Below are 25,506 nucleotides of genomic sequence, written 5' to 3' on the forward strand. Positions count from 1 at the left end.
CTTCCGCATATTATTGAACTAATATTCAATTATTTCTATTTTAGGGTAGAACCTCGATTCAGGCAAACATTTTAAAATCATAAAAAATAAACAGCCGCCAATCAAAACTCGAATGGCGGCCAAATTCCGACAAATTTTTAGTAAATAGAGGTTGTTGTTTTTGACATGTTCTCGATGATTTCTTTCACCCGAGCCAGGAAGCGGCCGCAAACAAGCCCGTCAAGAATACGGTGATCTAATGACATACAAAGATTAACCATATCACGAACCGCAATCATCCCGTTATTCATGACAACTGGACGTTTCACAATCGATTCGACTTGAAGAATCGCGGCCTGCGGATAGTTAATGATGCCCATTGACTGGACAGAACCAAAAGAACCGGTGTTATTGACTGTTATCGTACCACCCTGCATATCCTCCGGACGAAGCTTTCCGGACCGCACCTTCACAGCAAGATCAGAGATTTCACGGGCAATACCCTTAATCGTTTTCTCATCGGCATTTTTGATAACCGGAACGAACAAGGCATCGTCTGTGGCCACAGCAATCGAAATATTAATATCCTTCTTTTGAATAATCTTGTCGCCGGCCCACATCGAATTAATCTGCGGGTATTCCTTTAGAGCCTGTGAAACAGCTTTAACAAAGAAAGCAAAGAACGTTAGATTGAAGCCCTCTTTTTTCTTGAATTCATCTTTTATAGAATTGCGGAAGTCAACAAGGTTTGTGGCATCCACTTCCACCATTGTCCAGGCGTGCGGTATTTCATGCTTGCTGCGCAGCATGTTTGTGGCAATCGCTTTGCGAATGCCGGTAACCGGAATTTCTATGTCCCCCGATGCTACACGAACCGAAGGAGCTGGGGCCGCTGCTGGCTGACTCGAAGCCGCAGTTTGAACAGTCTCCTGTTTAACATGCTGTGTTGCAGCAGCATGAACTGACACTAAAGCCTTCTGTCCAGCTGCAGGAATATTTCCTGATTCAATTATTTGCAGCAAATCCTTACGAGTGATCCGTCCTCCTGCACCGGTTCCTGATACTTGCATCAAATCGATGCCGTGCTCCTGCGACAATTTAAGGACAGCAGGTGAATACCTGGCCCGATTCCCCTGATCCGCAGGAACAGCATTACCATTACCAGTACCGGTCCCTGCAATTGGTTTTTGTTCAGGTACAGAAACAGCTGACTCCGGAACATTAGCTCCACTTCCTGTTTCAATCGTACAGATAATTTCTCCAACAGTCATTGTATCGCCTTCAGCAGCAATGAGTTCCTTAATCACGCCTGAAAAAGAAGAAGGAACTTCCGCATTAACCTTATCTGTCATGACCTCTGCCAAAGGGTCGTATTTATTTACCTTATCTCCAACAGAGACAAGCCATTTGCTGATAGTGCCTTCTGTTACGCTCTCGCCCAACTGCGGCATCTTAATTTGTTCGATCGCCAATGTGTTCTGACCTCCTAAAACTCCGCAAGCTCGCGCATTGCTTTTTCGACCTTATCAGGATTGACCATAAAGAATTTTTCCATTGTTGGCGCATATGGCATTGCTGGAACATCCGGACCGGCCAACCTTTTTATCGGAGCATCCAGTTCAAATAGACAGTTCTCGGCAATAATGGCGGCAACCTCACTCATTATGCTGCCTTCTTTATTGTCCTCTGTTACGAGCAGTACCTTGCCTGTTTTCGATGCTGCTTCGACAATCGCTTCCTTATCAAGCGGATACACGGTACGTAAATCTAAAATATGGGCAGAAATGCCGTCTTTGGCTAACTTTTCTGCGGCTTGGAGGGCAAAATGCACGCAAAGCCCGTAAGTAATTACAGTAATGTCCTCTCCTTCACGCTTTACATCTGCCTTACCAATAGGCAGAGTATAGTCTTCAGAAGGCACTTCACCTTTAATTAGGCGGTAGGCCCGCTTATGTTCGAAAAATAGCACTGGGTCATTATCGCGAATCGCCGCTTTTAAAAGTCCCTTTACATCATATGGGGTGGAGGGCATCACAATTTTTAAGCCTGGCTGATTGGCAAATACGGCCTCAACTGATTGTGAATGATATAAGGCGCCATGAACACCGCCGCCATATGGGGCGCGGATGACAATCGGACAGTTCCAATCGTTATTAGAACGATAGCGGATCCTTGCCGCCTCGGAAATAATTTGGTTTACTGCGGGCATAATAAAATCAGCGAACTGCATTTCCGCGATTGGCCGCATTCCGTACATAGCGGCCCCGATTCCGACACCGGCGATTGCTGATTCTGCCAGCGGCGTATCAATAACGCGTTCTTCACCAAATTGTTCATACAATCCTTGTGTTGCTTTAAAAACGCCGCCTTTTCGACCCACATCTTCGCCAAGAACAAAAACTCGTGAGTCTCTCTCCATTTCCTCGCGAATGGCCATTGTAACTGCATCAATATATGAAATAACTGCCATATTTCTTCCCCCTAACGATCCCCGTATACATATTTCAGTGCATCCTCAGGCGCTGCATAAGGTGCATTTTCTGCATAATCAGTGGCTTCATTGACGATTTGCATGACGCGGTCATTGATTGCCTGCTCTAACACATCATTCAACACACCGGTTTCCTTCAGATATGCACCAAAGGTGATGATTGGATCTTGGGATTTTGCTTTTGCTACCTCATCAGGCGCCCGGTATGAGCGGTCATCATCGTCAGAAGAATGCGGAGTTAAACGATAAGAAACAGTTTCAACTAAGGTCGGACCTTCGCCGCGGCGCCCGCGCTCGGCCGCTTCCTTTACAACTTTATAAACCTCTAATGGGTCATTGCCATCAACTGTAAAACCGGGCATGCCATAACCAATGGCACGGTCAGAAACCTTCTCACAACCCAATTGTTTTTCAATTGGCACAGATATCGCATATTTATTATTTTCACACATAAAAATGACCGGAAGTTTATGAACACCAGCAAAGTTAGCACCCTCATGAAAATCACCCTGGTTCGAGGAACCCTCCCCGAAGGTCACAAAAGAAACAAAGTCCTTTTTCTCCATTTTTCCGGCAAGAGCAATACCCACTGCATGCGGAACTTGCGTTGTGACCGGCGATGAACCGGTAACGATCCGATTCTTCTTTTGCCCAAAATGTCCTGGCATCTGCCGTCCTCCCGAGTTAGGGTCCTCAGCTTTGGCGAAACCTGACAGCATCAACTCTTTTGGAGTCATTCCAAACGTTAATACCACACCCATATCACGGTAATATGGCAATACATAGTCTTTTTCCCGGTCTAGAGCAAAGGCAGCACCAACCTGCGCAGCCTCTTGCCCCTGGCAGGAAATAACAAATGGTATTTTACCTGCACGGTTCAACAGCCACATCCGCTCATCGATACGGCGGGCCAAAAGCATCGTTTCAAACATTTCCAGCACTTTTTCATCGCTTAAGCCTAAAGCTTCATGACGCTTTTCCACCATTAACTTCATTCCTCCCGTTTGTTCGCTTAAAATCATTTCTCTTCCAAAAAACCTATCCATGTATGGCTTTCCCATCAACAGCCAATGCCGCCTCACCAATTGCTTCCGAAAGGGTTGGATGAGGATGAATGGTGTGGGCAATTTCCCATGGTACAGCATCAAGCACCATCGCAAGACCAGCTTCCGAAATCATATCAGTAACATGAGGTCCAATCATATGCACCCCTAATATATCATCGGTCTCCTCATCGGCAATAATTTTAACAAATCCATCTGCTTCACCAAATACAAGGGCTTTCCCAATGGCACGGAAAGAAAATTTCCCCACTTTTACTTTATGCCCATTTTCCTTTGCTTGATTCTCTGTAATGCCAACACTGGAAACCTCCGGACTGCTGTATATGCATCTGGAAACTAGATCATAATTAAGCGGTGACGTTTTTTCGCCGGCAATATGTTCTACGGCAATTATTCCTTCATGTGAGGCAACATGGGCAAGCTGCAGCCCCCCAATTACATCACCAATGGCATATATATGGGATTCTTTTGTTTGAAAAACCTCATTCGTTTTAATAAAACCTTTTTCAATTTGAATCTCTGTATTATCGAGTCCAATGCCTTCTATATTGGCCTGCCGCCCTACAGAAACAAGCAGCTTTTCTGCTTTGAACTCTTTCACTGAACCCTTTACTTCTGCCGAGATTGCCACGCCATTATCTTTCACCAATGTTTCAGAAAGAACTTTGGCGCTTGTAATAATATTAATCTTCCGCTTCTTCATCAATCGCTGCATTTCTTTTGAAATCTCGTGATCCTCTGTCGGTATTATTCTGTCTGCATACTCAAGAACTGTCACCTCTACGCCAAAATCAGAAAGCATTGAGGCCCACTCAATTCCAATTACTCCACCACCTACAATAATGATTGAGCTGGGAAGGGATTCAAGCTGAAGAGCTTCATCAGAGGTCATGACATATTCGCCGTCAATGTCAAGGCCTGGCAATGTCCTCGGTCTTGACCCGGTTGCAATGATGACATTTTTCGGGATAAGCATTTCATTTTCAGATCCATTGTTCATTTCAACGGAAATAGTGCCTGGCATCGGCGAAAAAATCGAAGGTCCTAATATCCTGCCAATTCCTTCATAAACATCGATTTTCCCCTGCTTCATTAGATGCTGAACACCTTTATGCAACTGGTCAATAATTTTGTTTTTTCGTTCTTGAACCTTGCCAAAATTAACCGAAACTTCTCCAGTGATCACACCGAATTCATCGCTGCGGCTTGCCGTTGCAAACACTTCCGCACTCCTGAGCAGTGCCTTACTGGGAATACAGCCTTTATGAAGACAGGTACCTCCTAGTTTGCCTTTTTCAACAATTGCGGTTTTCAAACCAAGCTGTGAGGCGCGGATCGCCGCTACATAGCCGCCAGTCCCTCCGCCAAGTATGACTAAATCATATTCTTGTGCCATTTGGTTCCCTCCAATATTCACCTAAATTTTCACTGTTTTAAAATCCCCTTGGTATTCCTTGACCTCTTCTTCCCCTCGTAAAATCCTTAGCGCGCCTTCCGCTAATGCCTGAAGCTCGTTTTCACCGGGGTGGACGATACAATCCGCAATCCACTTGACCCGGTCGATGATTGAATTTACAAAATCATTACCATATGCAAGACCGCCTGTAAAGATAATCGCATCCACTTTACCTGAGAGCACAGCGCTCGCTGCCCCGATTTCTTTTGCCACCTGGTACGCCATCGCTTTATAAATGAGCTTTGCCTCTTGGTCTCCGGCCGCAATTCGTTGCTCAACCTCCAGCGCATCATTTGTACCAAGATACCCGACAAGCCCGCCTTGGCCGACCAGCTTTTTTATAATTTCTTCCCTGAAATATTCACCTGAATAGCATAAAGCTACTAAATCACCAGCCGGAACCGTTCCGGCACGCTCGGGACTGAAGGGACCATCACCATGCAGGCCATTATTGACATCGATGACCCTGCCCTGTTTATGTACTCCGACGGTAATACCGCCACCCATATGTGTAACAATCAAATTTAATTCGTTGTATTTTTTTCCAAGCTTTTTGGCAGCCCGTCTGGCGACAGCTTTTTGATTTAAAGCATGAAAAATGCTTTTTCTTTCAATTAATGAAAAGCCTGAAATTCTGGCGATGGGGTCAAGCTCATCGACTACAACCGGGTCGACGATAAATGAAGGAATATTCAGTCCTGAAGCTATTTCAAAGGCAATGATACCGCCGAGATTAGATGCATGCTGACCGGAATAACCTTTCCTAAGGTCTTCTAGCATTTGGTTGTTAACTGCATATGTTCCGCCCTCGATTGGACGAAGCAAGCCTCCCCGCCCACAGACAGCGTTTAATTTCGAAATATTGATTCCTTCATGATCCAGGGTCTCCAAAATCATATTCTTTCTGAATTCATACTGGTCAATAATATTAGCAAAAGTATTAAGACACTCTATGTCATGCCGAAGGTTTTTTTCAAAAATGGAATTTTCATTAACGAATACTCCAATTTTTGTGGAGGTGGAACCGGGGTTAATGACGAGAATTCGATATTCTTTATTTGACAACGGATAAACCTCCAATTTACTTCTGAAACACTTGCTTTCGAATATTAAAGGCAAAGACGCTGAATTTTCCCATTCAGCGCTTTGCCAAATCTTGCTATCTGGTTCTTCTTCTGCTTAAGATGTTGTGTCCATTTTGCAGGAATTGGCTTCTAGAATTGCGCATTCTTTCAATCCGTTCCTCTGCCATACGGTCTGCCGCAACGTAGGTTGGAATGCCATCCCGCTTAGAAATTTCAATCACTTTTTCAATGCTGTTATAGATGGTTTCTACTTTTTTCATAGCCCGCTCATAGTTATATCCATACAATTCATCTGCAACATTGATGACTCCGCCTGCATTTATGACGTAATCAGGTGCATATACGATTCCCATTTCATGAATGAGGTCGCCATGACGGGTTTCCTTTAATTGGTTATTAGCAGAACCAGCAATTACTCTTGCCTTCAGTTGTGGGATGGTATCGTCATTAACCGTTGCCCCTAGAGCACATGGAGCATAAATATCACACTCTACTCCATAGATTTCATTTGGGTCCACTGCACGGGCGCCAAATTCCTCTACTGCACGGTTAACGGCATCCCTATTTATATCTGTAACGATTAACTGGGCACCTTCTTCATGTAAATGACGGCAAAGACTATAAGCTACATTTCCAACCCCTTGAATTGCAACTACCTTTCCTTCAAGGGAATCAGATCCAAATGCCGCCTTTGCTGCGGCTTTCATTCCACGGTATACACCATATGCCGTTACCGGAGAAGGATTTCCCGATGAACCGAATGCGGGAGAAATACCAGTAACATAGTCAGTTTCTTCATGAATCAAGTCCATATCTGCAACAGTTGTTCCAACGTCTTCCGCTGTAATATAGCGTCCATTCAAACCTTGAACATATCGCCCAAAAGCACGGAACATTTCTTCGTTTTTATCCTTACGCGGATCGCCGATGATTACCGTTTTACCTCCGCCAAGATTTAAACCTGCTGCCGCATTTTTGTATGTCATTCCTTTAGCAAGTCTTAACGCATCTTCGATTGCTGCTTCTTCTGATTCATATGTCCACATCCGTGTACCGCCAAGTGCTGGTCCCAAGGTTGTATCATGAATGGCGATAATCGCTTTTAATCCAGATTGTTTATCTTGGCAGAATACTACCTGCTCATAGTCATAAGTCTCTAAGTACTTGAAAATTTCCATGTTAATTCCTCCTCTTAAAATAAACCTTTTATTGTTGTATCGAACATATCGCCAATGCCAGAGAATACAGCTTGCTCTCAGCCGAATCGGCTCTTGAAGTCAAAACGATTGGTGCTTTTGCTCCTGAGATGACAGCACCCACTTTGGCATTTGCAAAATAAATTAATGATTTATATAAGGCGTTTCCGACTTCAATTGCAGGTACTAAAAGAATGTCAGCCTCCCCTGCAACCTCGCTCTGAATTCCTTTGTGCTCTGCAGCAAGCGCCGAAATGGCGTTATCCAAGGCAAGCGGACCATCAATAAGGCAGCCTTTTATTTGTCCCCTTCTGTTCATCATGGTTAAGGCAGCAGCATCCAAGGTTGCCTGCATGGCAGGGTTTACTTCTTCGACAGCCGCAATCGGTGCGATCTTTGGTGTTTCAATCCCAATAGCCTTCGCCAAAGAAACGGCATTATTGGTGATTTGAACCTTTTGCTGTAAATCTGGAGCAATATTCATAGCGGCATCTGTTACGATAATAAAGCGTGTAAATCCTGGTACTTCGAATACTGCTGTGTGCGACAATACATTCCCTGTCCGTAAGCCAAATTCCTTATTTAAAACAGATTTTAAAATAATATTAGTAGGAAGATTCCCTTTCATTAACACATGAGCCTCTTTACTTGAGACAGCTTTAACAGCGGAATCAGCAGCTTCCGCTAATGAGGAAGTATGGATAATCGTAAGACGAGTCTCGCTATTTTCATCTATTCCTTTCAATTGAAGGATGGGCTTGATTTTTTCTTGATCACCAAATAGTAAAAAATGAGCCAAGTTACAATTTAGCGAATCAAGGACTGCATCAATTACTTCCTCGTCTTCTGCAGCCGCAACTGCAACTGTTTTAGCACCATTTTGGGTTGCTTTGTCAATCAATGTTTCAAGTAGCAAACTATCATCAACCCTTTCACCTTTCCTGCAATTCCATATATTTAATATGCAATAATCATGCCAAAGTTCTCTTTATGAAAACGCTTTATTTTAAAGATCACAAGCATGCAATAAATTTCACACCTTGAAATTTATTGCATGCTATTTTTTTCAAGGTTGTATTTTTCTAGCTTATAATATAAGTTTCTCACTGAAAGTCCAAGGGCTTTGGCAGTTTGTGTTTTATTTCCGTTGAGGCTGGCCAATGTTTTCTGGATAATCTTTGCCTCATGCTTTTCAATCATTTCTGATAATGTGCCCTCTAAAGAGATTGAATCCGGTATCCGATCATCGAAATAATCATTATGTATCTTATTACTTGTTAATTGCGGCAAATGAGGGACATCAATGAACGTTTCGGAATAGTTCATAAAAATAATCGCTCTGCCAAGTATATTCTCCAATTCTCTGACATTCCCCGGCCAATTATATTCCATCAAAAAATGTAAAGCAGCCTGCGTAATTCCTTCTACGTTCCGTCCGTAATCACGGTTAATTTTTTGAATCAACCGTTCTGATAACGAGGGGATCTCCTCTTTCCGTTTTCTCAATGGGGGAATGTGAATTGGCATACGATTCAAACGATAGTATAAGTCTTCCCTAAAGCTACCCTTCGCAATACCCTTTTCTAAATTGACATTAGTGGCTGCAATGATTCGTACATTGATAGTAATTGGTTTAGTTCCACCTACACGGATAATTTCATTTTCCTGCAGAACTCGGAGGAGCTTTGCCTGAGTATTGGCGGACAGCTCGCCTATTTCATCAAGAAAAATACTTCCGTTATTTGCTTCCTCAAACAGCCCACGCTTTCCTCCCCTTATCGCTCCCGAAAATGCCCCCTCTTCATAGCCAAACAATTCACTTTCAAGCAGCGATTCGGAAATGGCCGCGCAATTCACACGGATAAACTTGTTATACTTTCTTTCGCTCGCATTATGGATCGCATGGGCAAACAATTCTTTACCTGTACCTGATTCACCGCGCAGAAGAATTGTCGCCGGGGTTTTTGCTCCCAATTTGGCCTGCTCAATGGCAAGCATCATTTCATCCGATTTTCCGATAATATCCTCAAATGTATATTTTGCTTCAAGCTTACGAATTAACTGCCTGGCCCTGTTCAATTCCCTGCTAAGCGATTTCATTTCTGACATATCATGAATGACCCCAACACTGCCTTTCAATTTCCCGGTTACGATAATCGGCGCCACATTGACGATGACTTCCCGTTTGTTGGGTCCTACTCTCATTGGCACTCCTCTTACAGCCCTTCTCGTTTGCAGCACCTTCATGTGCATGCTCTCACCTTCGGAAATATCAGCTGTTGCAGGTTTTCCGATTACTTCCTCCTGTGTGAGTCCTGTTAACCTTGTGTAGGCGGGATTAATAAGAATTCCCCTGCCCTCTTCATCCACGACGGAAATAGCATCGTCACTAGAATGAATAATCGCTTGGAGCATAGTCTGAATCTCTTTTAAATCGGTGATTTCCTCGGCAAGCTTTACCACTTCGGTTATATCCTTAAATACAGCGAGAGCACCGATTAAAGTTCCATTTTCCTCAACAATAGGTATCCTAGTTGTGATAATTTTGCGGCCATTTCCCAGTACCATTTCCTGATTTGTTTCGATTCTTCTAGTTTGCAAAATAATCGGCAGCCGGCTATGGGGAATGATCTCTGTGACATATTGTCCGATTGTCTCCTCTTTGTCGATCCCCATCATTTCTTCGGCCCTTCGATTAAATAAAATGATATATCCTTGATGGTCAATAACCACCATTCCATCATTGGTCGAATTAAAAATAAGCTCCTGAAGATAGGATTCATATTGATGTTTTTCAATTAGCTCTTCTTTTTCCTCCATTAACTTAGAGACAAGAAAGGCGACACTGCCTGGGATTAAGATCGTTTTTTGACTTTTTTCGTTTCGTAATTTTTGAAAAACATGCTCATCTCCTGTTACTTCAATGATGATGTCAAGGTTTTCCGTTAAAAATGGACGCCAATCCGTACCAGTTTTGATTCCTTCCTTTTGGGCTAAAAGGATACCGGGCGCGTCTAAGTTCCGATCAATTACAACAGAGACATTAAGCACTTCCGACTCTTTTAAAATTTTTAAAATGGCACTTCCGCCTTTTCCGGCCCCGACTATCATGATATTTTGCATGAAAACAGCCCCTATATATAAAAGTACGCAAAATTTTTCTATTCTAGATTGTTTATTATGCAATTTTTTTCAGATTAATTGTAAACCGTAACCCGCATCTTGACAAATTAAAACCATGTACTATTATTTTTATGTGATATGCTTAAATAAAAAGCGGAAGGATATTTTTATGAAGCGGATTATTGCCCTCATCATTTTAGTCATCCCTGGATTTTTTGCAGCGGTTGGAATTAAATTAATGCGTGATATGACCTTTGGGGTCCTGCAGGCGCCATTCCCGAGATTATGGCTGCAATTTATCGTTGGTTTAATCTTATTTTTGGGCGGTTTAGGTTTTGTGGCCGGTTTTATTCTATATCGCGACAGAAAGCGAAATAAGGTGCAAACACGATTTAAGGATACGAGAATAAAAAAATAAAAGAGACCTTTTACGGTCTCTTTTCATATTGTTTTCTTACCTTTAAGGCTCTAGCCGGATTATCTGTTATAATAGCACTGCAATTAACTTGAAAGAACCGGCGCATATCCGCTTCCCGGTTAACGGTATAGGGGCGGACGGCAATGCCGTTCTCCATCGTCGTTTTAATAATATGATCCGGTATCGTCGAATGCTTAGGATGAATTCCCTTGGCCCTTATCGATTGTGAGTACACCCATGGCATATAAATACTTTCGATAAAAAGGGGAGCTGTTTCGATTTCAGGAGCCATTCTATAACTGTTGACAATGCTATAATGATTAAAAGAAGAGATGACGATTCGATCTGATAGATCGTATTTTCTGACCATATCAATCACCTTTTGTTCCATTCCTTCATATGGAATAAGACCATTTTTAAATTCAATATTGCATAAGAGCTTATTAGTTTTCATCCATTCCAAAACTTCTTCCAGAGCAGGAATTGGTTCTTTTTTAAACCCTTTGTTATTGGCATTAAATTTTCTGATCTCTTTGTATGAAAAGTCTTTCACAAAGCCATTCCCGTTTGTAGTGCGATCAACTTTTTCATCATGAATGACAACGATTTCGCCATCACTTGTTAATTGGACATCAAGCTCTAACCCGTCAGCACCCGCTTTTTCAGCCGCAATAAAGGAACTCATTGTATTTTCAGCATGCGTTGCTGAAAAACCGCGGTGAGCAAATATTTGTGTCATTTTTTCACTTCCTTAAACTAGATTGGAGGGTCATATATGAAACCTTTACAAATATCACCTGAAACTGCTGTCAAACTGTCCGAAAAACTAAAAGTCCCACTAGAACAGATTATGCATATGCCACAGCATATTCTCATTCAAAAATTAATAGAATTGGAAAAAGATAATGCAAAGTAAATAAAAACTCGCTGATTGGCAAGTCCGGCAGGACGGTTCATGAGGCGTAGTTGAATTTATGCATTCCTATTAGCTAAAAAATTGCATAATAAAAAGCCTCAATTATGAGGCTTTTTTATTATTATTCCTTTCAAGAGGCCTTATGCTCCAGACGCAGCTTATCAGCCACCATCGCAATGAATTCAGAATTGGTTGGCTTTGCCTTGGACATGCTGACGGTATAGCCAAATAGGGATGAAATGGAATCGATATTTCCGCGGCTCCACGCTACTTCAATGGCATGCCGAATGGCACGTTCCACGCGGCTTGCGGTTGTATTATATTTTTTTGCAATATCAGGATATAACACTTTTGTAATTGAGCCAAGCAGTTCAATATCATTAAATACCATCGCAATAGCTTCCCGCAAATATAAGTACCCTTTAATGTGAGCAGGTACACCAATTTCATGGATAATGCTTGTGATGCTGGCGTCGAGATTCTTTGGTTTTGCATCTGGCTGTGTACGATAGGTGGAGGCGGAAACTTTCCGTGAGGAGAATGAACTTCTGCTGCCGCTGACCTGACGAATGTGGCTCCCTAAATTTTCCATATCAAAAGGCTTTAGAATAAAATAGGAGGCGCCAAGCTCCACGGCTTTTTTCGTAACATCTTCCTGGCCAAAAGCTGTTAACATAATGACATTTGGCAATACTCCCTTTTTCAAGTCGCGAAGGCGCTCAAGTACTGCCAGCCCGTCAAGATGAGGCATGATAATATCAAGAACAAGTACATCCGGGTCAGTATTATTTAACATATCCAGGCATTCCTGGCCATTATGGGCTACACCTGCCACTTCCATGTCATCTTGAGAAGAAATGTAATCCTCCAATAACCCTACAAGTTCTCTATTGTCATCCACGACACATACTTTTATCTTCTTCAACTCCGGTTCCTCCTCAATTTATCACAATTCTCTATTTCGTAAATGTCAAAAATCCTCTAATTCTATTCTAAATTAGAAATTCGACAATGCAACAAAAATTCCTCTCATTTTTTTAATATTTCTTAAAATAGTGATAAAATCTTATCTTTTCTTAATTTTTCTCATTAATTCGACGAAAAACGCTATTTTTCCAAATTATAACTAAGTTTTGTCGAAAAATCTATACCAAAGAAAAAGCAAAATAGGTAAATTATCCTATTTTGCTTATAATTTAACTTGCCTTATTTTTCGGCATTTCGTATATGTTAATTCCGGCTTCATTTAACATCCATTCAATGTGAACACCGTAACCGGAGGTCGGATCATTCACAAACACATGAGTGACAGCGCCGATTAATTTTCCATCCTGAATTATTGGACTGCCGCTCATTCCTTGGATGATTCCACCTGTTTTTTCAAGCAGTTTCGGGTCGGTCACTTTGATGACCATGCCTTTTGTCGCCGGAAACTTTTGCGGAATTGTACTGACAATTTCTACATTAAATTCTTCTACTTTGTCATCATTGACCACTGTCAAAATCTTAGCAGGCCCTTCTTTTACTTGATGGGATAGGGCAATTGGCAGCGGCTTATCCAATACTCCATTTTTTAATTCTTTGTTCAACTCACCAAAAATTCCAAACGGACTATTCTTTTTAATATTTCCTACAATTTCACGATCTGATGAGAAACGGGCCAGTTTTTCACCGGGGTCACCGTTGCTCCCTTTTTCAATGGAAGTAACCGTAGAGCGAACAATTTGCCCATCTTCAACAACAATTGGCTGTTTTGTATCCATATCCGATATGACATGACCAAGCGCACCATATTTCTTCGATTGAGGGTGAATAAATGTCATCGTTCCGATGCCCGCAGCCGAGTCCCTAATATACAAACCAAGTTTATAGCTGTTTTCTCCTTTATCCTTCAAAGGAGTCAATTTTGTTGTAAATTTACCGCTTTCTCGGCTGATTGCCATTTCAAGCGGTTTTCCATCCTGCCCAGCACTTTGAACGAATGGCGCAACATCGGCCATTTTTTCAATCTTATTTCCATTAATTTCTGTAATGATATCGCCAACTTTTATTCCTGCAATTTCACCTGGAGATTTCTTTCCGTTTTCAGTATTGACTAGGTGGTGACCAACCACTAATACGCCAACTGTATTTAATTTTACACCTATTGACTGTCCGCCGGGAATCACCCGAAAGTCCTTTAAGACATTTACATCGACCTTTTTAATGGGGATACCTGCAAATTCTAATAGCATTTCGTTCTTACCATTTTCCGATGCTTTTACAGCAACTGAGTCATTTTCCTGTTCAAGTGTGATATTAGAATTGGGTGATTGGACCGAAGCTGAAACAAATGCAGCCTTTTTAAAGCTAAAATCCTGCCCCTCAAAAAGGGTAATATTCTTCGGAACACTTAAATATTCACGCATAGGCTGAAAAAAAATAAGGCTGAATAATGAAACAAGGAGAATTCCACCAATTATTTTTCTAACGATTTCTAATTTCAAATCTTTTCACTCTCCTCGCTTCTTTTTCTGCAATTGAAATGGCTACATCTTTAATTTTGCCTCCTTGACAATCATTTATAACTTTGTTCTATATAAAAAAGCTACCCAAGTTGGATAGCTTTTCAAATTTTTTTATTTTCTTCTGCCATTTGCAGTAATTCTTTCGCATGTTGTTTCGTTAACTCAGTAATTTCGGTCCCCGAAATCATGCGGCCAACCTCTTTTATTTTTTCCTGTTCATTTAGCGGCTTAACCGAAGTGGTCGTCCTTCCGCCTTTAATCAGTTTCGAAATAAATAGGTGAGTGTCTGCCATCGCTGCAACTTGCGGCAGGTGAGAAATACATAAAACCTGTGAATTAACTGATACTTTATAAATTTTTTCAGCAATCGCTTGAGCAACCCTTCCGCTTACACCCGTATCCACTTCATCAAAAATAATTGAAGTAACGCCCTGATGTTTGGAAAAAATACTTTTTAACGCCAGCATGATGCGTGACAGTTCCCCGCCGGATGCCACTTTTGAGAGTGGCTTTAGCGGCTCGCCGGGATTGGTGGAAATATAGAACTGAACATGGTCTATTCCCGTTTTTGAAAAAGGCTGAGGCTCCGTTTCAATTCGTATTTCAAAAACAGTTTTTTCCATATACAATTCCTTTAGCTCTGTATGTATAAGACCGGTAAGGTTCTTAGCCCACTTTTGCCTAAGGGCTGATAATTCCTTTGCCTCAAGAATTAAATCCTTATTGATGGAGGCCAACTCTTTTTCCAATTCACTGATATGCGTTTCTTTATTTTGCAATGTTTCAATTTCTTCTTCTATTTTTGCCGCATATTCTAATATTTCCTTAATGCTTCTGCCGTATTTTCGTTTTAATTGGTTGATTTCATTCAAGCGGTCTTCGATTTCATGTAATCTTTGCGGGTCAAATTCCATATCTTCCATTTTATTTCTTAAGGACTGGGCGGCATCTTCCAGCTGATAATAGCAATTGGACACTAGTTCATATAATTCTTTATAGCTGGTATCAAGGGAAGCGGCATCTTCGAGATGGCCCATGGCCATGCCAATCCAGTCAAGTCCTTTTTGCTCGCCGTTTAATGCGGAATAACATAATTGAAAAGCCCCATAGACCTTCTCGAAATTCGCCAATTTCCTTTTTTCCTCAGCTAATTCTTCATCTTCGTGAAGCTTTAAATCAGCTTTTTGTATTTCGTTTAGCTGAAAAAGGATCAAATCCAGACGATGGGCCATCTGCTGGTCGTTTTCACTTAACGCTTTAAGTTTCTGGCGCGTCCTCTCAAAGCGCGCAAAAACCTCCTGATACTCTTCTAAAGAAGAAGCAATTTCTTCAGCTCCAAATTGGTCGAGAAGCGGCAGATGCCTCGTTTCATCCATCAGTTCCTGATGTTCATGCTGACCATGGATATCAACAAGAGCGGAACCGATTTCCCTAAGTGTTGAAATGGTTACGAGCTTACCATTTACACGGCAGACGCTTTTTCCAGAGCGGGAAATATCCCGCCGCAATATGACCATACCTTCCTCTATATCAATACCAAATTCAAGCGCCTTTAAGTAGACCGGGTGCTGAGGTTCGTCAATTTGAAACAAACCTTCAATTTCTGCCTTATCTTCACCATGCCGGACAAATTCAGCCGACCCTCTACCTCCTGCCAGCAAATGAATGGCATCAATAATAATCGATTTTCCCGCGCCCGTTTCCCCCGTTAAAACAGTTAAACCTTTTTCAAAAGAAATCGTTAAGGCTTCGATAATCGCGAAATTTTTAATCGATAGTTCTGACAACAAGAGACTCTCCCCCAAATCAAAGCATATCTAAGAACCGCTTTGTAATAACCTCTGTATCCTCCGGTGTCCGGCAAATAATCAGCATTGTATCGTCACCGCAGATGGTTCCAAGAATTTCATCCCAATCGAGGTGATCTATTAACGCGCCAATTGCCATAGCGTTGCCGGGCAGACATTTCATTACGAGCATATGCCCTGCCGAATCAACGCGGATAAAAGCATCCATTAAAGCCCGTTTCAACTTTTGCTGCGGGTTAAACCTTTGGTCCGCAGGCAGGCTGTATTTATAACGCCCGTCACTTAATGGAACTTTAACCAAATGTAATTCTTTTATATCACGAGATACTGTTGCCTGGGTTACGTTATAACCAGCACTTCTTAGTTCCTCGACTAGCTCATCCTGCGTTTCAATATCATTTCCCGCAATAATTTCTCTTATTTTAATGTGACGTTGGCCTTTATTCATTCTTCCACTCCTGTTTAAAATACAAAATGAGCACTTCTACTCATATGTTAGCCCATTTTTAAAAACTTGTACATTTTTTCTTTTATAAAAATACATTAATATGCAAAAACTGCATTGAAAAAGGATAAGCAAATGCCCATCCTTTTATTGTTTTTTTGTATGAAATTCTTTATGTGCTTCTTTAACTATTGTCTCGGGGTCTGCAGGCAGAGAGTTAACGCCCGCCCCCCGTTCGCCTTCCCATTTAAGGTGAAGAAGAAATTCAATGTTTCCATCCCCGCCAGTAATCGGTGAGAAGGATAAATTGGCCGCCGTATAGCCTTGAGTTATCGAAAAATCAATAATTTTGTCAATAACCTGTAAGTGGACCTTTTCATCACGTACGATTCCTTTTTTACCTACCTGTTCACGGCCCGCCTCAAACTGGGGTTTAATTAACGCAATAATGTCGCTCTCTGGAACTAAAAGTGTTTTCAATACTGGCAAAATTAAGGTTAGAGAAATAAAAGATACATCGATTACGGCAAAATTGGGCATTTCCCTGCTTAAATCAGCAGGGGTGACATAGCGGAAATTCGTCCTTTCCATCACAACGACCCGTTCATCCTGGCGCAGCTTCCACGCCAGCTGATTATAACCGACATCCAAGGCATATGACATCTTGGCTCCATTTTGCAGGGCACAATCAGTAAATCCCCCAGTTGATGCCCCAATATCAATCAGAACCTTGTCGTTGACACTTACATCAAAAACCTTGAGGGCTTTTTCCAGCTTCAACCCGCCTCGGCTAACATATGGGAGCACATTTCCCTTTACACTTAGTGAAATATCGATTTTTACTTTTTCACCCGGCTTATCAAGCCTCTCTTCATTTCCATAAACGAGACCTGCCATTATGGCCCTTTTGGCTTTTTCACGAGTTTCAAATAAACCTTTTTCCACTAATAATACATCTAAACGCTCTTTGTTTTTCATTGTTTATGCCCTTTGTTGTTTTTTCCTAGCCAAAACGGAAACCCGTTTAACAGCTTCTTCTGTTGTTAACCCAATTTCTTCAAGAAGGGAGCCTACATCCCCATGTTCAATAAACTGGTCAGGGATACCCATTCTGTCAATTTGCGAATAATAATATCCCTTATCGTGTGCAAATTCAAGGACCGCGCTGCCAAATCCGCCCTGTAAAACCGCCTCTTCAATGGTGAGAATAGGGATATTTTCGTTCAAGATGCCGCTTAGCATTTTTTCATCCATTGGTTTAATGAAACGAGCATTTACTACCTTAACTGAGATTCCTTGCTTTCCAAGAATTTCAGCCGCTGCCATGGCCATTGGAACAGTCGTGCCAAAAGTCAAAATAGCAGCGTCATCGCCCTCTTTTAAAACCTCCCAGGACCCGATTGGAAGGCGCCGTAATTCCTCGTCCATCGGAACCCCTAAACCATTGCCGCGTGGGAATCTCATAGCAATTGGACCGTCATCATAGGTCAATGCCGTATAAACCATGTGCTGGCCTTCGTTTTCGTCCTTTGGCATCATTAGCACCATGTTTGGAATATGTCTTAGGAAGGCAACATCAAACACACCTTGATGGGTTTCACCATCTGCACCGACTAGGCCAGCTCGGTCAATACCGATAAAAACATTTAATTTCTGCCGGGCAATATCATGGACCACCTGGTCATAAGCCCGCTGCAGGAAGGTCGAGTAAATGGCTAAGAACGGCTTCATATTCTGGGTTGCCAGGCCTGCAGCGACAGTTGCGGCATGCTGTTCGGCAATTCCAACATCGTACATTCGGTCTGGAAATTCCTTTGCAAAACCTTCAAGCTTTGAGCCGACAGGCATGGCCGGTGTAATCGCGACTATCCTTTCATCGCTTCGTGCCATCCTGCGCACAGTTTCACTGACAAGACTGCTCCAGGCTGGCGGCTGTTTTTTATTCGGTTTAACAAAATCGCCGGTATCCATTTTATATGGGCCGGTCCCATGCCATGTTCCTGTTTTATCGGTCTCTGCCGGTTTAAACCCCTTCCCCTTCTTTGTTATGACGTGAAGAAGTACAGGTCCTTCGGTCTTTTTGGCATAGCTGAAGTTTTCAAATAAATCTTCGAAATTATGGCCATCAATTGGACCAAGATACGTAAAACCAAGTTCTTCAAAAAACATACCGGAAACCAGTAAATATTTTAGGCTGTCCTTAATGCGTTCCGCTGTCGCAGCCAGCACTCCGCCGACTGCAGGCACCTTCTTCAAAAGGACTTCAAGCTCATCCTTGACCCATTGATATTTGCCCGCTGTCCGCAATTGACTAAGGATGTTATGAAGCGCGCCGACATTCGGGGCGATGGACATCTCATTATCATTTAAAATAACGATCATATCCTTTTTTTCATGGCCAATATGATTCAATGCCTCGAGCGCCATTCCTCCTGTTAAGGCCCCATCACCAATCACTGGTAAGACAAAGTTCTTTTCCTTTTTTAAGTCCCTTGCAATTGCCATTCCCATAGCCGCCGAAAGAGATGTAGAACTATGTCCCGTCTCCCACACATCATGCTCGCTTTCAATCCGTTTCGGAAAGCCGCATAAGCCCTTAAATTGTCTTAACGTATCAAATTCACAGGCTCTTCCAGTTAGAATTTTGTGAACATAGGATTGGTGACCGACATCCCAAATAATTTTGTCCTTCGGGCTGTCGAAGCATTTATGTAAAGCAATGGTTAATTCAACTACCCCAAGATTTGGACCGATATGCCCACCAGTGACAGACAGCTTTTCAATCAAGAATTGTCGAATTTCTTGACTTAAAGCCTCCAGCTCTTTATTGGACATCCCTTTTAAAAAGGCTGGGTCTTTTATTGATAATAGATCCATTTATGGACCACTCACTTTCATACTTTTTCGTTCTAAGGTGTCTTTACAGATAATGATAAAATAGCCGCTAACACAATCGTGATAACGGCAGAATGACAACGTTTTCCACATGGAAACAATTATAACATACTTAATCTATTGCCTCAAATCACTGTTTTTCAATGGTTTCGGGAAGCGACCAAATCGGTAATTTCCATTAATAAAGTTGTATTTAAACCGGTTTTCGCCAGGTTTTCTTTGGCTCGTTGAGTCTGCACACGGAGGGCCTCCTTCGCGCCATCAAGAGATAGCAATTTTGGATAGGTGCTTTTTGAATTGGTTGTGTCACTTCCTACCGGTTTTCCAATCTCCTGCTCATTCCCAACTACATCCAAAATATCATCCTGTATTTGAAAAGCAAGTCCCAAGTGATGAGCGAATGCAGATAGACTCTCTATTTGCCTTTGATTCGCACCGGCAATCAATGCACCAGCTAAAACACTAAATCCTAACAGCTTACCAGTTTTATGGATATGAATATATTCAAGTTCCTGAAGGGTAAGGGATTTTCCTTCTCCCTCCATATCTGCCACCTGGCCGCCAACCATACCTTCCGTGCCAGCTGCCTTAGCCATTTCAACGATTAGTTTTAGTTTTGTTTCTGCAGTAATAGAGTCATTTGGAATATTTCCAAGCACCTCAAAGCTGTAGGTTAACAGAGCATCACCAGCCAGAGTTGCAACAGCATCACCGAAAACTTTATGATTTGTCGGCTTTCCTCGTCTAAGATCATCATTATCCATGCTTGGCAAATCATCATGAATTAAAGAATAAGTGTGAATCATTTCAATCGCTGCTGCTGCAGAAAGCCCCTTTTTCGGATCCATTCCAAATGCATCTATTGTAGCAAAAACCAAGAGAGGTCGAATCCTCTTTCCACCTGCTTCAAGGGAATAGATCATAGATTCTTTTATTATAGCTGGTGCGTCCAGCTTTCCAACCAGAGAACGCAGATTACTTTCAAGCAGCTGCTTATATTGTTTTGTAAATGCCCCTAACTGACCGGTTTCCAAATCTATTCCTCCTCAACGACCGAGAAATTCTCCGTACGTCCATCCTCCGTAATAATTTGCGTTAATTGTTCCTCAACACTTTTCAATTTATCATGGCAAAGCTTAGATAACTCCATCCCTTCTTTATAATAAATAATCGCTTCCTCTAAAGGGACATCTCCTTCCTCAAGCTTCCCGACAATCTGTTCGAGCTTGTTCATTGCCTCTTCAAAGGTTAATTTTTGTTCATTTGTCACTTTTATCCCTCTCCTTTATCTCTTCCACTTTACAGAATAGATTGCCATCAGTCAGCTGAATTTGGACATGATCAGACACTTTCACTTGATTGACACTTTTAACAAGTCGGTTATCCCCTGTGTAAGACAAGCTGTAGCCCCGCTCCATTATTTTTAGAGGGCTAAGCGCCTGCAAGGTCGAAAGCATATGATCAAAGTCAGTTTGTTTTTTTGTCAGGATTTGCTTTAATGCCCGGTTCAATTCTTTATGGGTACGTTCGAACTGTTTTCCTGCTTCCAGCAATGCCTCACTTGGGTGGTTTCGCTCGAGTGATTTATCCAAATTGGTTAACTGCTCATTTTTTAATGAGAATAATCGCGATATGCCACGCACAAGTCTTTCTGTCTCCTTATCAACCTGTTCAAGTTTCTGTTCATGTAGGCGCTGCGGATAACGAAAAGCATAAGATTTTTGTACGCGATTTAATCGTTCTCTCTCATATCGGAATTTTTCCTGCATAGCGCGGATAAGTCTTGTTTGCCGTTGCAAGGTTCGGTCCAGCAATTCCTCTATATGCGGAACAGCAAGTTCTGCGGCACCGGTCGGAGTAGGTGCCCTTAAATCAGCAACGAAATCAGCAATGGTAAAATCAGTTTCATGTCCAACAGCCGAGATTATTGGAATGGCCGATTGGTAAATGGCCCTGGCTACAAGCTCTTCGTTAAATGCCCAAAGCTCCTCTATCGATCCGCCTCCGCGGCCGACTATTAATACATCAATGTCTTTATTATTGGCTTTTTCAATGGCCTTTGCAATAGAAGGAGCTGCGTTATCCCCCTGCACTAGGGCTGGAAACACCAGAATATTGACGATTGGAAACCGCCTTTTAATCGTTGTGATTATATCACGGATTGCAGCACCAGTCGGGGAGGTTATGACGCCAACTGTTTTCGGAAACAGAGGCAGTGCCTTTTTTCTCTCTGATGCAAACAAGCCTTCTGCTTCAAGCCTTTGTTTTAGTTGTTCATATGCGAGAAATAATTCGCCAATTCCATCTGGCTGCATGTCTTTAATATAAATTTGATACTGTCCGCTTGGCTCATAAACAGTGATGTCACCTTTGATAATTACTTTCATCCCATTTTCCGGCTGAAATTTCATTGCCTTGGAGTGGCTTGAGAACATAACAGCTAGAATTCGTGCCTTTTCGTCCTTTAGCGTAAAATACATATGTCCGCTTGAATGCTGCTTAAAATTCGAAATTTCCCCGCGGACATGAAGGTCCCTTAAATGCGGGTCTGCATCAAATTTTCTTTTAATGTACTTAGTTAAAGCATTCACAGATAAATATCTTTGTTCCTGCATAGGTTCTCCTTTTTTAAGTCCATAAGATAAAAACTGTCCTTATCTATTATATAATCAGCCCCCTGGTTTGTCCGCAAAAAGAACATAATGGCTAATCATCATAGATAAGGACATTTTCTTTGACTTATTTGCGGTTCATACTTTCCTTCGCAGACTGTAACGTATTATACATAAGCATTGTAATCGTCATCGGTCCAACACCCTTTGGAACAGGAGTTATGTACCCAGCCTTTTCACTAACTTCAGCAAATGCCACATCTCCGCAAAGCTTTCCAGCCTCATTTCGGTTAATACCAACATCAATAACCACTGCCCCATCTTTAACATGTTCAGCAGTAATAAAGTTTGGAATTCCCACGGCTGCAACCAGAATATCTGCCTGTCTTGTTTGCTCGACTAAATCATGCGTTCTTGAATGGCAATAGGTGACAGTTGCGTGCTGATTAAGCAGTAATTGGCCAACCGGCTTTCCGACTATGTTGCTTCTGCCAACAACAACTGCATGTTTTCCGGCAACAGAAATTCCATATTCCTCTAGTAGTACCATAATTCCATAGGGTGTGCATGGCAAAAACGTGTTTTGTCCAGTCATCATTCGGCCTATGTTAATGGGGTGAAAGCCGTCAACATCTTTTAAAGGAGAAATCGTTTCGATGACCTTTGTCTCATCAATATGCTTTGGCAGTGGAAGCTGGACCAAAATGCCATGGATAGCAGCATCATTATTCAGCTCTTCAATCTTTGCAAGAAGTACCGCCTCTGATGTTTCTTCTGGCATTTCAATTAATAAGGAGTTCATGCCAAGATCTTTACATGTTTTCTCTTTATTGGTGACGTAAGTTCGGGATGCATGATTATTGCCGACAAGGATTACCGCTAAGCCCGGGGTTACCCCTTGGCTTTTTAGCTTGGATACCTCTTGGGCAATTTCATGCTTTTTTTTGTCAGCGACTTCTTTTCCATTGATAATAACAGCTGTCATTTTCTTTTTCTCCTTTCCCTTAATCCTATTTGTTATTCCATAACTAGCTTTTGCTTTACTTTTGAAAGAATAGCATTAATAAACTTGCTTGATTGGTCATCTCCATATATTTTGGCAATCTCTATTGCTTCATCTAAAATCACATTTTCAGGGACATCTGGCTGCATAAATTTTAATTCATAGGCAGCTATTCTTAAAATATTTCTGTCAACTGCCGCCAAACGGTCAATAGACCATTTTTCCAAGTTCTCGATGATTAGCTTGTCAATTTTGTCTTTATGCTCGACGACTCCCAAAACAAGCTGGGATAGATAATCGTCGCCTGCATCCCCTTCCAATACATGTTCAATTGCAGAGGATGGCTCGCTCTGTGAGACATCAATTTGAAAGAGTGCTTGTAAAGCCTTTTCTCTTGCAGTTCTTCTTTTCATTATACCGTTAACTCCTTTTGGGATTTTAAGTTAGTAATGACTATTTTTCATCCATTTAATATTATTAAAATAATGTCGAAACCTTAGACATAAATTGATAATAGCATAATTAAAATTGATTCGCACTTTGAAATCGATTTCACAAAGAAAACTCGCCGATTGGCGAGCCTTTAAGGGCGAAGACAAAGGCGCAGTTGCACTTATGCGTTAAGAAAGAATAAAATTCGGGAAAATTTTATTCTTTTTTATTAGCCCTGAAACCAAAAAACCAAAGGAGCGAATCCTTTGGTTTTTTGCTTTTTATACTTCTTCATCCACGATTGGTTCTACTTTCTGGGTTTCGAATTGGACGCCGACTACGTGGATGTTTACCTCTTCCGCTTCCAGTGCGGTCATGTTAAGTAGTGCTTGGCGAATATTTTCTTGAATTTCCCCTGCAACTGCAGGAATGGAAATTCCAAATTTCATTAAACAGTATACATCAATTTTGATCCCTGTCTCTGTCAGTTCTACCTTTACGCCTTTTCCGTGATTTTTCTTGCCTAAACGCTCCACAACACCTGTTGCAAAGTTTCCGCGCATTCCGGCTACACCTTCAACCTCGGAAGCGGCAATACCAGCAATCACTTCAATTACTTCAGGAGCAATTTCAATTTTCCCCAGGCCATTGTTTTCATGTTCCATTTCCAAAATGCTAAATTCACTCATCGTGCGATCCCTCCAGATTTATACTGATTTCATCACATCATACAACTCCAGGAATTTCGTATTAAACTGGCCTTCGACGAATTTTTCGTGCTCAAGAAGCTTTAAATGAAATGGAATGGTTGTGTGTATTCCTTCCACGACAAATTCGCTTAAGGCACGTTTCATTCTTGCGATTGCTTCCTCCCTGGTGCTGCCGTATGCAATTACCTTTGCAATCATGGAATCGTAATAAGGTGGAATGGTATATCCCGGATAAGCAGCTGAATCAATCCGAACTCCTAGCCCGCCAGGCGGTAAGTACATATTAATCTTTCCTGCTGAAGGAAGAAAATTCTTCTCCGGATTTTCTGCATTGATACGACACTCAATCGCCCAGCCATTAAAGATCACATCCGCTTGGGTTAACGATAGTCTTTCACCATTTGCCACGCGAATCATTTCTTTAATAAGGTCAATTCCAGTGACCATTTCTGTAACAGGATGCTCTACCTGAATCCTTGTGTTCATCTCCATGAAATAAAATTTACGATTGCGGTAGTCATATATAAATTCTACCGTTCCAGCACCTGAATAATCAACCGCTTTTGCAGCTTTTACAGCAGCATTTCCCATTTCTGCACGAATCTCTCCATCAAGGGCAGGAGAAGGAGTCTCCTCAAGAAGCTTTTGAAGTCTGCGCTGAATCGAGCAATCCCTTTCACCTAAATGAATGGTATTCCCATAATTATCACCAAGGACCTGAATCTCGACATGGCGGAAATCTTCAATGAACTTTTCGATATAAACACCCGGATTTCCGAAAGCTGTCGCGGCTTCCTGCTGTGTGATATTTATGCCTTTGATTAATTCCTGCTCGTTTCTGGCTACGCGGATTCCTTTACCGCCACCGCCAGCAGTAGCTTTGATAATCACCGGATACTCGATTTTTTTGACAAGCTCAAGGGCTTCATCAATATCATTAATAATCCCCTTCGATCCAGGAACAATTGGAACCCCTGCTTCCCGCATGGTTTCCCTTGCGATGTCCTTGGTTCCCATTTTTGTAATCGCTTCAGGACTTGGACCGACAAAGGTAATATTACATTCGCGGCAAAGCTCGGCAAAATCAGCATTTTCCGCCAAAAATCCATAACCCGGATGAATCGCATCACAGCCTGTTAATTTTGCGACACTTATAATATTAGTAACATTTAAGTAACTGTCTTTTGATGCCGTAGGTCCAATACAGTATGCTTCATCAGCCAGCTGGACATGTAAGGCTTCACGGTCCGCTTCAGAAAATACCGCAACTGATTCAATTCCCATTTCGCGGCAGGCGCGGATAATCCGAACTGCAATTTCTCCTCTGTTTGCAATTAACAGTTTTTTTATCATTCCGTTACGCTCC

24 protein-coding genes are annotated in these 25,506 nt (G+C 41.9%); 2 read left to right on the plus strand and 22 right to left on the minus strand.

The window, feature by feature from the left end; genetic code table 11:
- Positions 1-137: 137 nt before the first annotated feature.
- From ACZ5AE_RS21165 to ACZ5AE_RS21200, 8 genes are all read right to left on the minus strand, one after another.
- Positions 138-1,451 carry a dihydrolipoamide acetyltransferase family protein gene (locus ACZ5AE_RS21165; RefSeq protein WP_464566537.1) on the minus strand — a complete coding sequence of 438 codons (1,314 nt, stop codon included), beginning with the start codon at positions 1,449-1,451 and terminating at the stop codon, positions 138-140.
- A 14-nt stretch (positions 1,452-1,465) separates the two neighbouring features.
- The gene (locus ACZ5AE_RS21170; protein ID WP_464566538.1) at positions 1,466-2,449 is read right to left on the minus strand and encodes an alpha-ketoacid dehydrogenase subunit beta; all 984 of its coding nucleotides are present in this window, start codon (positions 2,447-2,449) and stop codon (positions 1,466-1,468) included.
- Positions 2,450-2,460: 11 nt separating this feature from the next.
- On the minus strand, positions 2,461-3,465 hold the full coding sequence (locus ACZ5AE_RS21175; protein WP_464573694.1) for a thiamine pyrophosphate-dependent dehydrogenase E1 component subunit alpha: 1,005 nt from the start codon (positions 3,463-3,465) through the stop codon (positions 2,461-2,463).
- Positions 3,466-3,508: 43 nt separating this feature from the next.
- On the minus strand, positions 3,509-4,930 hold the full coding sequence (lpdA, locus tag ACZ5AE_RS21180) for a dihydrolipoyl dehydrogenase (RefSeq protein ID WP_464566539.1): 1,422 nt from the start codon (positions 4,928-4,930) through the stop codon (positions 3,509-3,511).
- Positions 4,931-4,951: 21 nt separating this feature from the next.
- On the minus strand, positions 4,952-6,055 hold the full coding sequence (buk, locus tag ACZ5AE_RS21185; RefSeq protein WP_464566540.1) for a butyrate kinase: 1,104 nt from the start codon (positions 6,053-6,055) through the stop codon (positions 4,952-4,954).
- 94 nt (positions 6,056-6,149) lie between these two features.
- Positions 6,150-7,253, minus strand: coding sequence for a branched-chain amino acid dehydrogenase (bcd, locus tag ACZ5AE_RS21190; protein WP_464566541.1), 1,104 nt, complete (start codon positions 7,251-7,253; stop codon positions 6,150-6,152).
- Positions 7,254-7,281: 28 nt separating this feature from the next.
- Positions 7,282-8,187: a phosphate butyryltransferase gene (yqiS, locus tag ACZ5AE_RS21195; protein WP_464566542.1), complete on the minus strand. Its 906-nt coding sequence runs from the start codon at positions 8,185-8,187 to the stop codon at positions 7,282-7,284.
- A 131-nt stretch (positions 8,188-8,318) separates the two neighbouring features.
- Positions 8,319-10,394 carry a sigma-54 interaction domain-containing protein gene (locus ACZ5AE_RS21200; protein ID WP_464566543.1) on the minus strand — a complete coding sequence of 692 codons (2,076 nt, stop codon included), beginning with the start codon at positions 10,392-10,394 and terminating at the stop codon, positions 8,319-8,321.
- Positions 10,395-10,563: 169 nt separating this feature from the next.
- Between ACZ5AE_RS21200 and ACZ5AE_RS21205 the strand changes: the two genes are divergently transcribed.
- On the plus strand, positions 10,564-10,812 hold the full coding sequence (locus ACZ5AE_RS21205) for a DUF2627 domain-containing protein (RefSeq protein ID WP_464566544.1): 249 nt from the start codon (positions 10,564-10,566) through the stop codon (positions 10,810-10,812).
- A 10-nt stretch (positions 10,813-10,822) separates the two neighbouring features.
- On the opposite strand, the gene ACZ5AE_RS21210 is transcribed toward ACZ5AE_RS21205, so the two are convergent.
- On the minus strand, positions 10,823-11,551 hold the full coding sequence (locus ACZ5AE_RS21210) for a glycerophosphodiester phosphodiesterase (RefSeq protein ID WP_464566545.1): 729 nt from the start codon (positions 11,549-11,551) through the stop codon (positions 10,823-10,825).
- 36 nt (positions 11,552-11,587) lie between these two features.
- Between ACZ5AE_RS21210 and ACZ5AE_RS21215 the strand changes: the two genes are divergently transcribed.
- Complete coding sequence (locus ACZ5AE_RS21215; protein ID WP_464566546.1) at positions 11,588-11,728, plus strand: YycC family protein; 141 nt, start codon at positions 11,588-11,590, stop codon at positions 11,726-11,728.
- 130 nt (positions 11,729-11,858) lie between these two features.
- Here the strand turns inward: ACZ5AE_RS21215 and spo0A are convergent, their stop codons facing one another.
- The 13 genes from spo0A to accC all read right to left on the minus strand — a co-directional run bounded on the left by spo0A (position 11,859) and on the right by accC (position 25,493).
- Positions 11,859-12,653 carry a sporulation transcription factor Spo0A gene (gene spo0A / locus ACZ5AE_RS21220; RefSeq protein ID WP_464566547.1) on the minus strand — a complete coding sequence of 265 codons (795 nt, stop codon included), beginning with the start codon at positions 12,651-12,653 and terminating at the stop codon, positions 11,859-11,861.
- Between the two features lie 271 nt (positions 12,654-12,924).
- Positions 12,925-14,214 (minus strand): SpoIVB peptidase, encoded by a 1,290-nt coding sequence (gene spoIVB, locus ACZ5AE_RS21225; protein WP_464566548.1) that lies wholly within the window; start codon positions 14,212-14,214, stop codon positions 12,925-12,927.
- Positions 14,215-14,336: 122 nt separating this feature from the next.
- Positions 14,337-16,025, minus strand: a complete 1,689-nt coding sequence (gene recN / locus ACZ5AE_RS21230; protein ID WP_464566549.1) for a DNA repair protein RecN — start codon at positions 16,023-16,025, stop codon at positions 14,337-14,339.
- Between the two features lie 16 nt (positions 16,026-16,041).
- Positions 16,042-16,491, minus strand: coding sequence for a transcriptional regulator AhrC/ArgR (gene ahrC / locus ACZ5AE_RS21235; RefSeq protein ID WP_464566550.1), 450 nt, complete (start codon positions 16,489-16,491; stop codon positions 16,042-16,044).
- Between the two features lie 144 nt (positions 16,492-16,635).
- Positions 16,636-17,466, minus strand: a complete 831-nt coding sequence (locus ACZ5AE_RS21240; protein WP_464566551.1) for a TlyA family RNA methyltransferase — start codon at positions 17,464-17,466, stop codon at positions 16,636-16,638.
- Positions 17,467-17,469: 3 nt separating this feature from the next.
- Complete coding sequence (gene dxs / locus ACZ5AE_RS21245; protein WP_464566552.1) at positions 17,470-19,365, minus strand: 1-deoxy-D-xylulose-5-phosphate synthase; 1,896 nt, start codon at positions 19,363-19,365, stop codon at positions 17,470-17,472.
- Positions 19,366-19,523: 158 nt separating this feature from the next.
- Positions 19,524-20,417, minus strand: a complete 894-nt coding sequence (locus ACZ5AE_RS21250; protein WP_464566553.1) for a polyprenyl synthetase family protein — start codon at positions 20,415-20,417, stop codon at positions 19,524-19,526.
- A 2-nt stretch (positions 20,418-20,419) separates the two neighbouring features.
- Positions 20,420-20,653 (minus strand): exodeoxyribonuclease VII small subunit, encoded by a 234-nt coding sequence (locus ACZ5AE_RS21255; protein WP_213120240.1) that lies wholly within the window; start codon positions 20,651-20,653, stop codon positions 20,420-20,422.
- On the minus strand, positions 20,643-21,998 hold the full coding sequence (gene xseA / locus ACZ5AE_RS21260) for an exodeoxyribonuclease VII large subunit (protein WP_464566554.1): 1,356 nt from the start codon (positions 21,996-21,998) through the stop codon (positions 20,643-20,645). Before xseA ends, ACZ5AE_RS21255 begins: the two co-directional genes overlap by 11 nt.
- 124 nt (positions 21,999-22,122) lie before the next feature.
- On the minus strand, positions 22,123-22,980 hold the full coding sequence (gene folD / locus ACZ5AE_RS21265) for a bifunctional methylenetetrahydrofolate dehydrogenase/methenyltetrahydrofolate cyclohydrolase FolD (protein ID WP_464566555.1): 858 nt from the start codon (positions 22,978-22,980) through the stop codon (positions 22,123-22,125).
- A gap of 32 nt (positions 22,981-23,012) precedes the next feature.
- The gene (gene nusB, locus ACZ5AE_RS21270; protein WP_464566556.1) at positions 23,013-23,411 is read right to left on the minus strand and encodes a transcription antitermination factor NusB; all 399 of its coding nucleotides are present in this window, start codon (positions 23,409-23,411) and stop codon (positions 23,013-23,015) included.
- A gap of 300 nt (positions 23,412-23,711) precedes the next feature.
- Positions 23,712-24,119 (minus strand): Asp23/Gls24 family envelope stress response protein, encoded by a 408-nt coding sequence (locus ACZ5AE_RS21275; RefSeq protein WP_464566557.1) that lies wholly within the window; start codon positions 24,117-24,119, stop codon positions 23,712-23,714.
- A gap of 18 nt (positions 24,120-24,137) precedes the next feature.
- Entirely contained in the window at positions 24,138-25,493 is a 1,356-nt protein-coding gene (gene accC, locus ACZ5AE_RS21280; protein WP_464566558.1) for an acetyl-CoA carboxylase biotin carboxylase subunit, read from the minus strand.
- Between the last annotated feature and the right edge of the window lie 13 nt (positions 25,494-25,506).

The organism is Neobacillus sp. S1227 (assembly GCF_055385255.1).

Coding starts and splice junctions, on each gene's coding strand:
- lpdA (WP_464566539.1), bottom strand. CDS start 4,930: ATGGCACAAGAATATGATTTAGTCATACTTGGCGGAGGGACTGGCGGC.
- ACZ5AE_RS21240 (WP_464566551.1), bottom strand. CDS start 17,466: ATGAAAAACAAAGAGCGTTTAGATGTATTATTAGTGGAAAAAGGTTTA.
- nusB (WP_464566556.1), bottom strand. CDS start 23,411: ATGAAAAGAAGAACTGCAAGAGAAAAGGCTTTACAAGCACTCTTTCAA.
- ahrC (WP_464566550.1), bottom strand. CDS start 16,491: ATGAATAAAGGCCAACGTCACATTAAAATAAGAGAAATTATTGCGGGA.
- bcd (WP_464566541.1), bottom strand. CDS start 7,253: ATGGAAATTTTCAAGTACTTAGAGACTTATGACTATGAGCAGGTAGTA.
- ACZ5AE_RS21205 (WP_464566544.1), top strand. CDS start 10,564: ATGAAGCGGATTATTGCCCTCATCATTTTAGTCATCCCTGGATTTTTT.
- ACZ5AE_RS21215 (WP_464566546.1), top strand. CDS start 11,588: ATGAAACCTTTACAAATATCACCTGAAACTGCTGTCAAACTGTCCGAA.
- accC (WP_464566558.1), bottom strand. CDS start 25,493: ATGATAAAAAAACTGTTAATTGCAAACAGAGGAGAAATTGCAGTTCGG.
- ACZ5AE_RS21200 (WP_464566543.1), bottom strand. CDS start 10,394: ATGCAAAATATCATGATAGTCGGGGCCGGAAAAGGCGGAAGTGCCATT.
- ACZ5AE_RS21175 (WP_464573694.1), bottom strand. CDS start 3,465: ATGAAGTTAATGGTGGAAAAGCGTCATGAAGCTTTAGGCTTAAGCGAT.
- ACZ5AE_RS21210 (WP_464566545.1), bottom strand. CDS start 11,551: ATGACACAAATATTTGCTCACCGCGGTTTTTCAGCAACGCATGCTGAA.
- xseA (WP_464566554.1), bottom strand. CDS start 21,998: ATGCAGGAACAAAGATATTTATCTGTGAATGCTTTAACTAAGTACATT.
- dxs (WP_464566552.1), bottom strand. CDS start 19,365: ATGGATCTATTATCAATAAAAGACCCAGCCTTTTTAAAAGGGATGTCC.
- ACZ5AE_RS21275 (WP_464566557.1), bottom strand. CDS start 24,119: ATGAGTGAATTTAGCATTTTGGAAATGGAACATGAAAACAATGGCCTG.
- ACZ5AE_RS21170 (WP_464566538.1), bottom strand. CDS start 2,449: ATGGCAGTTATTTCATATATTGATGCAGTTACAATGGCCATTCGCGAG.
- folD (WP_464566555.1), bottom strand. CDS start 22,980: ATGACAGCTGTTATTATCAATGGAAAAGAAGTCGCTGACAAAAAAAAG.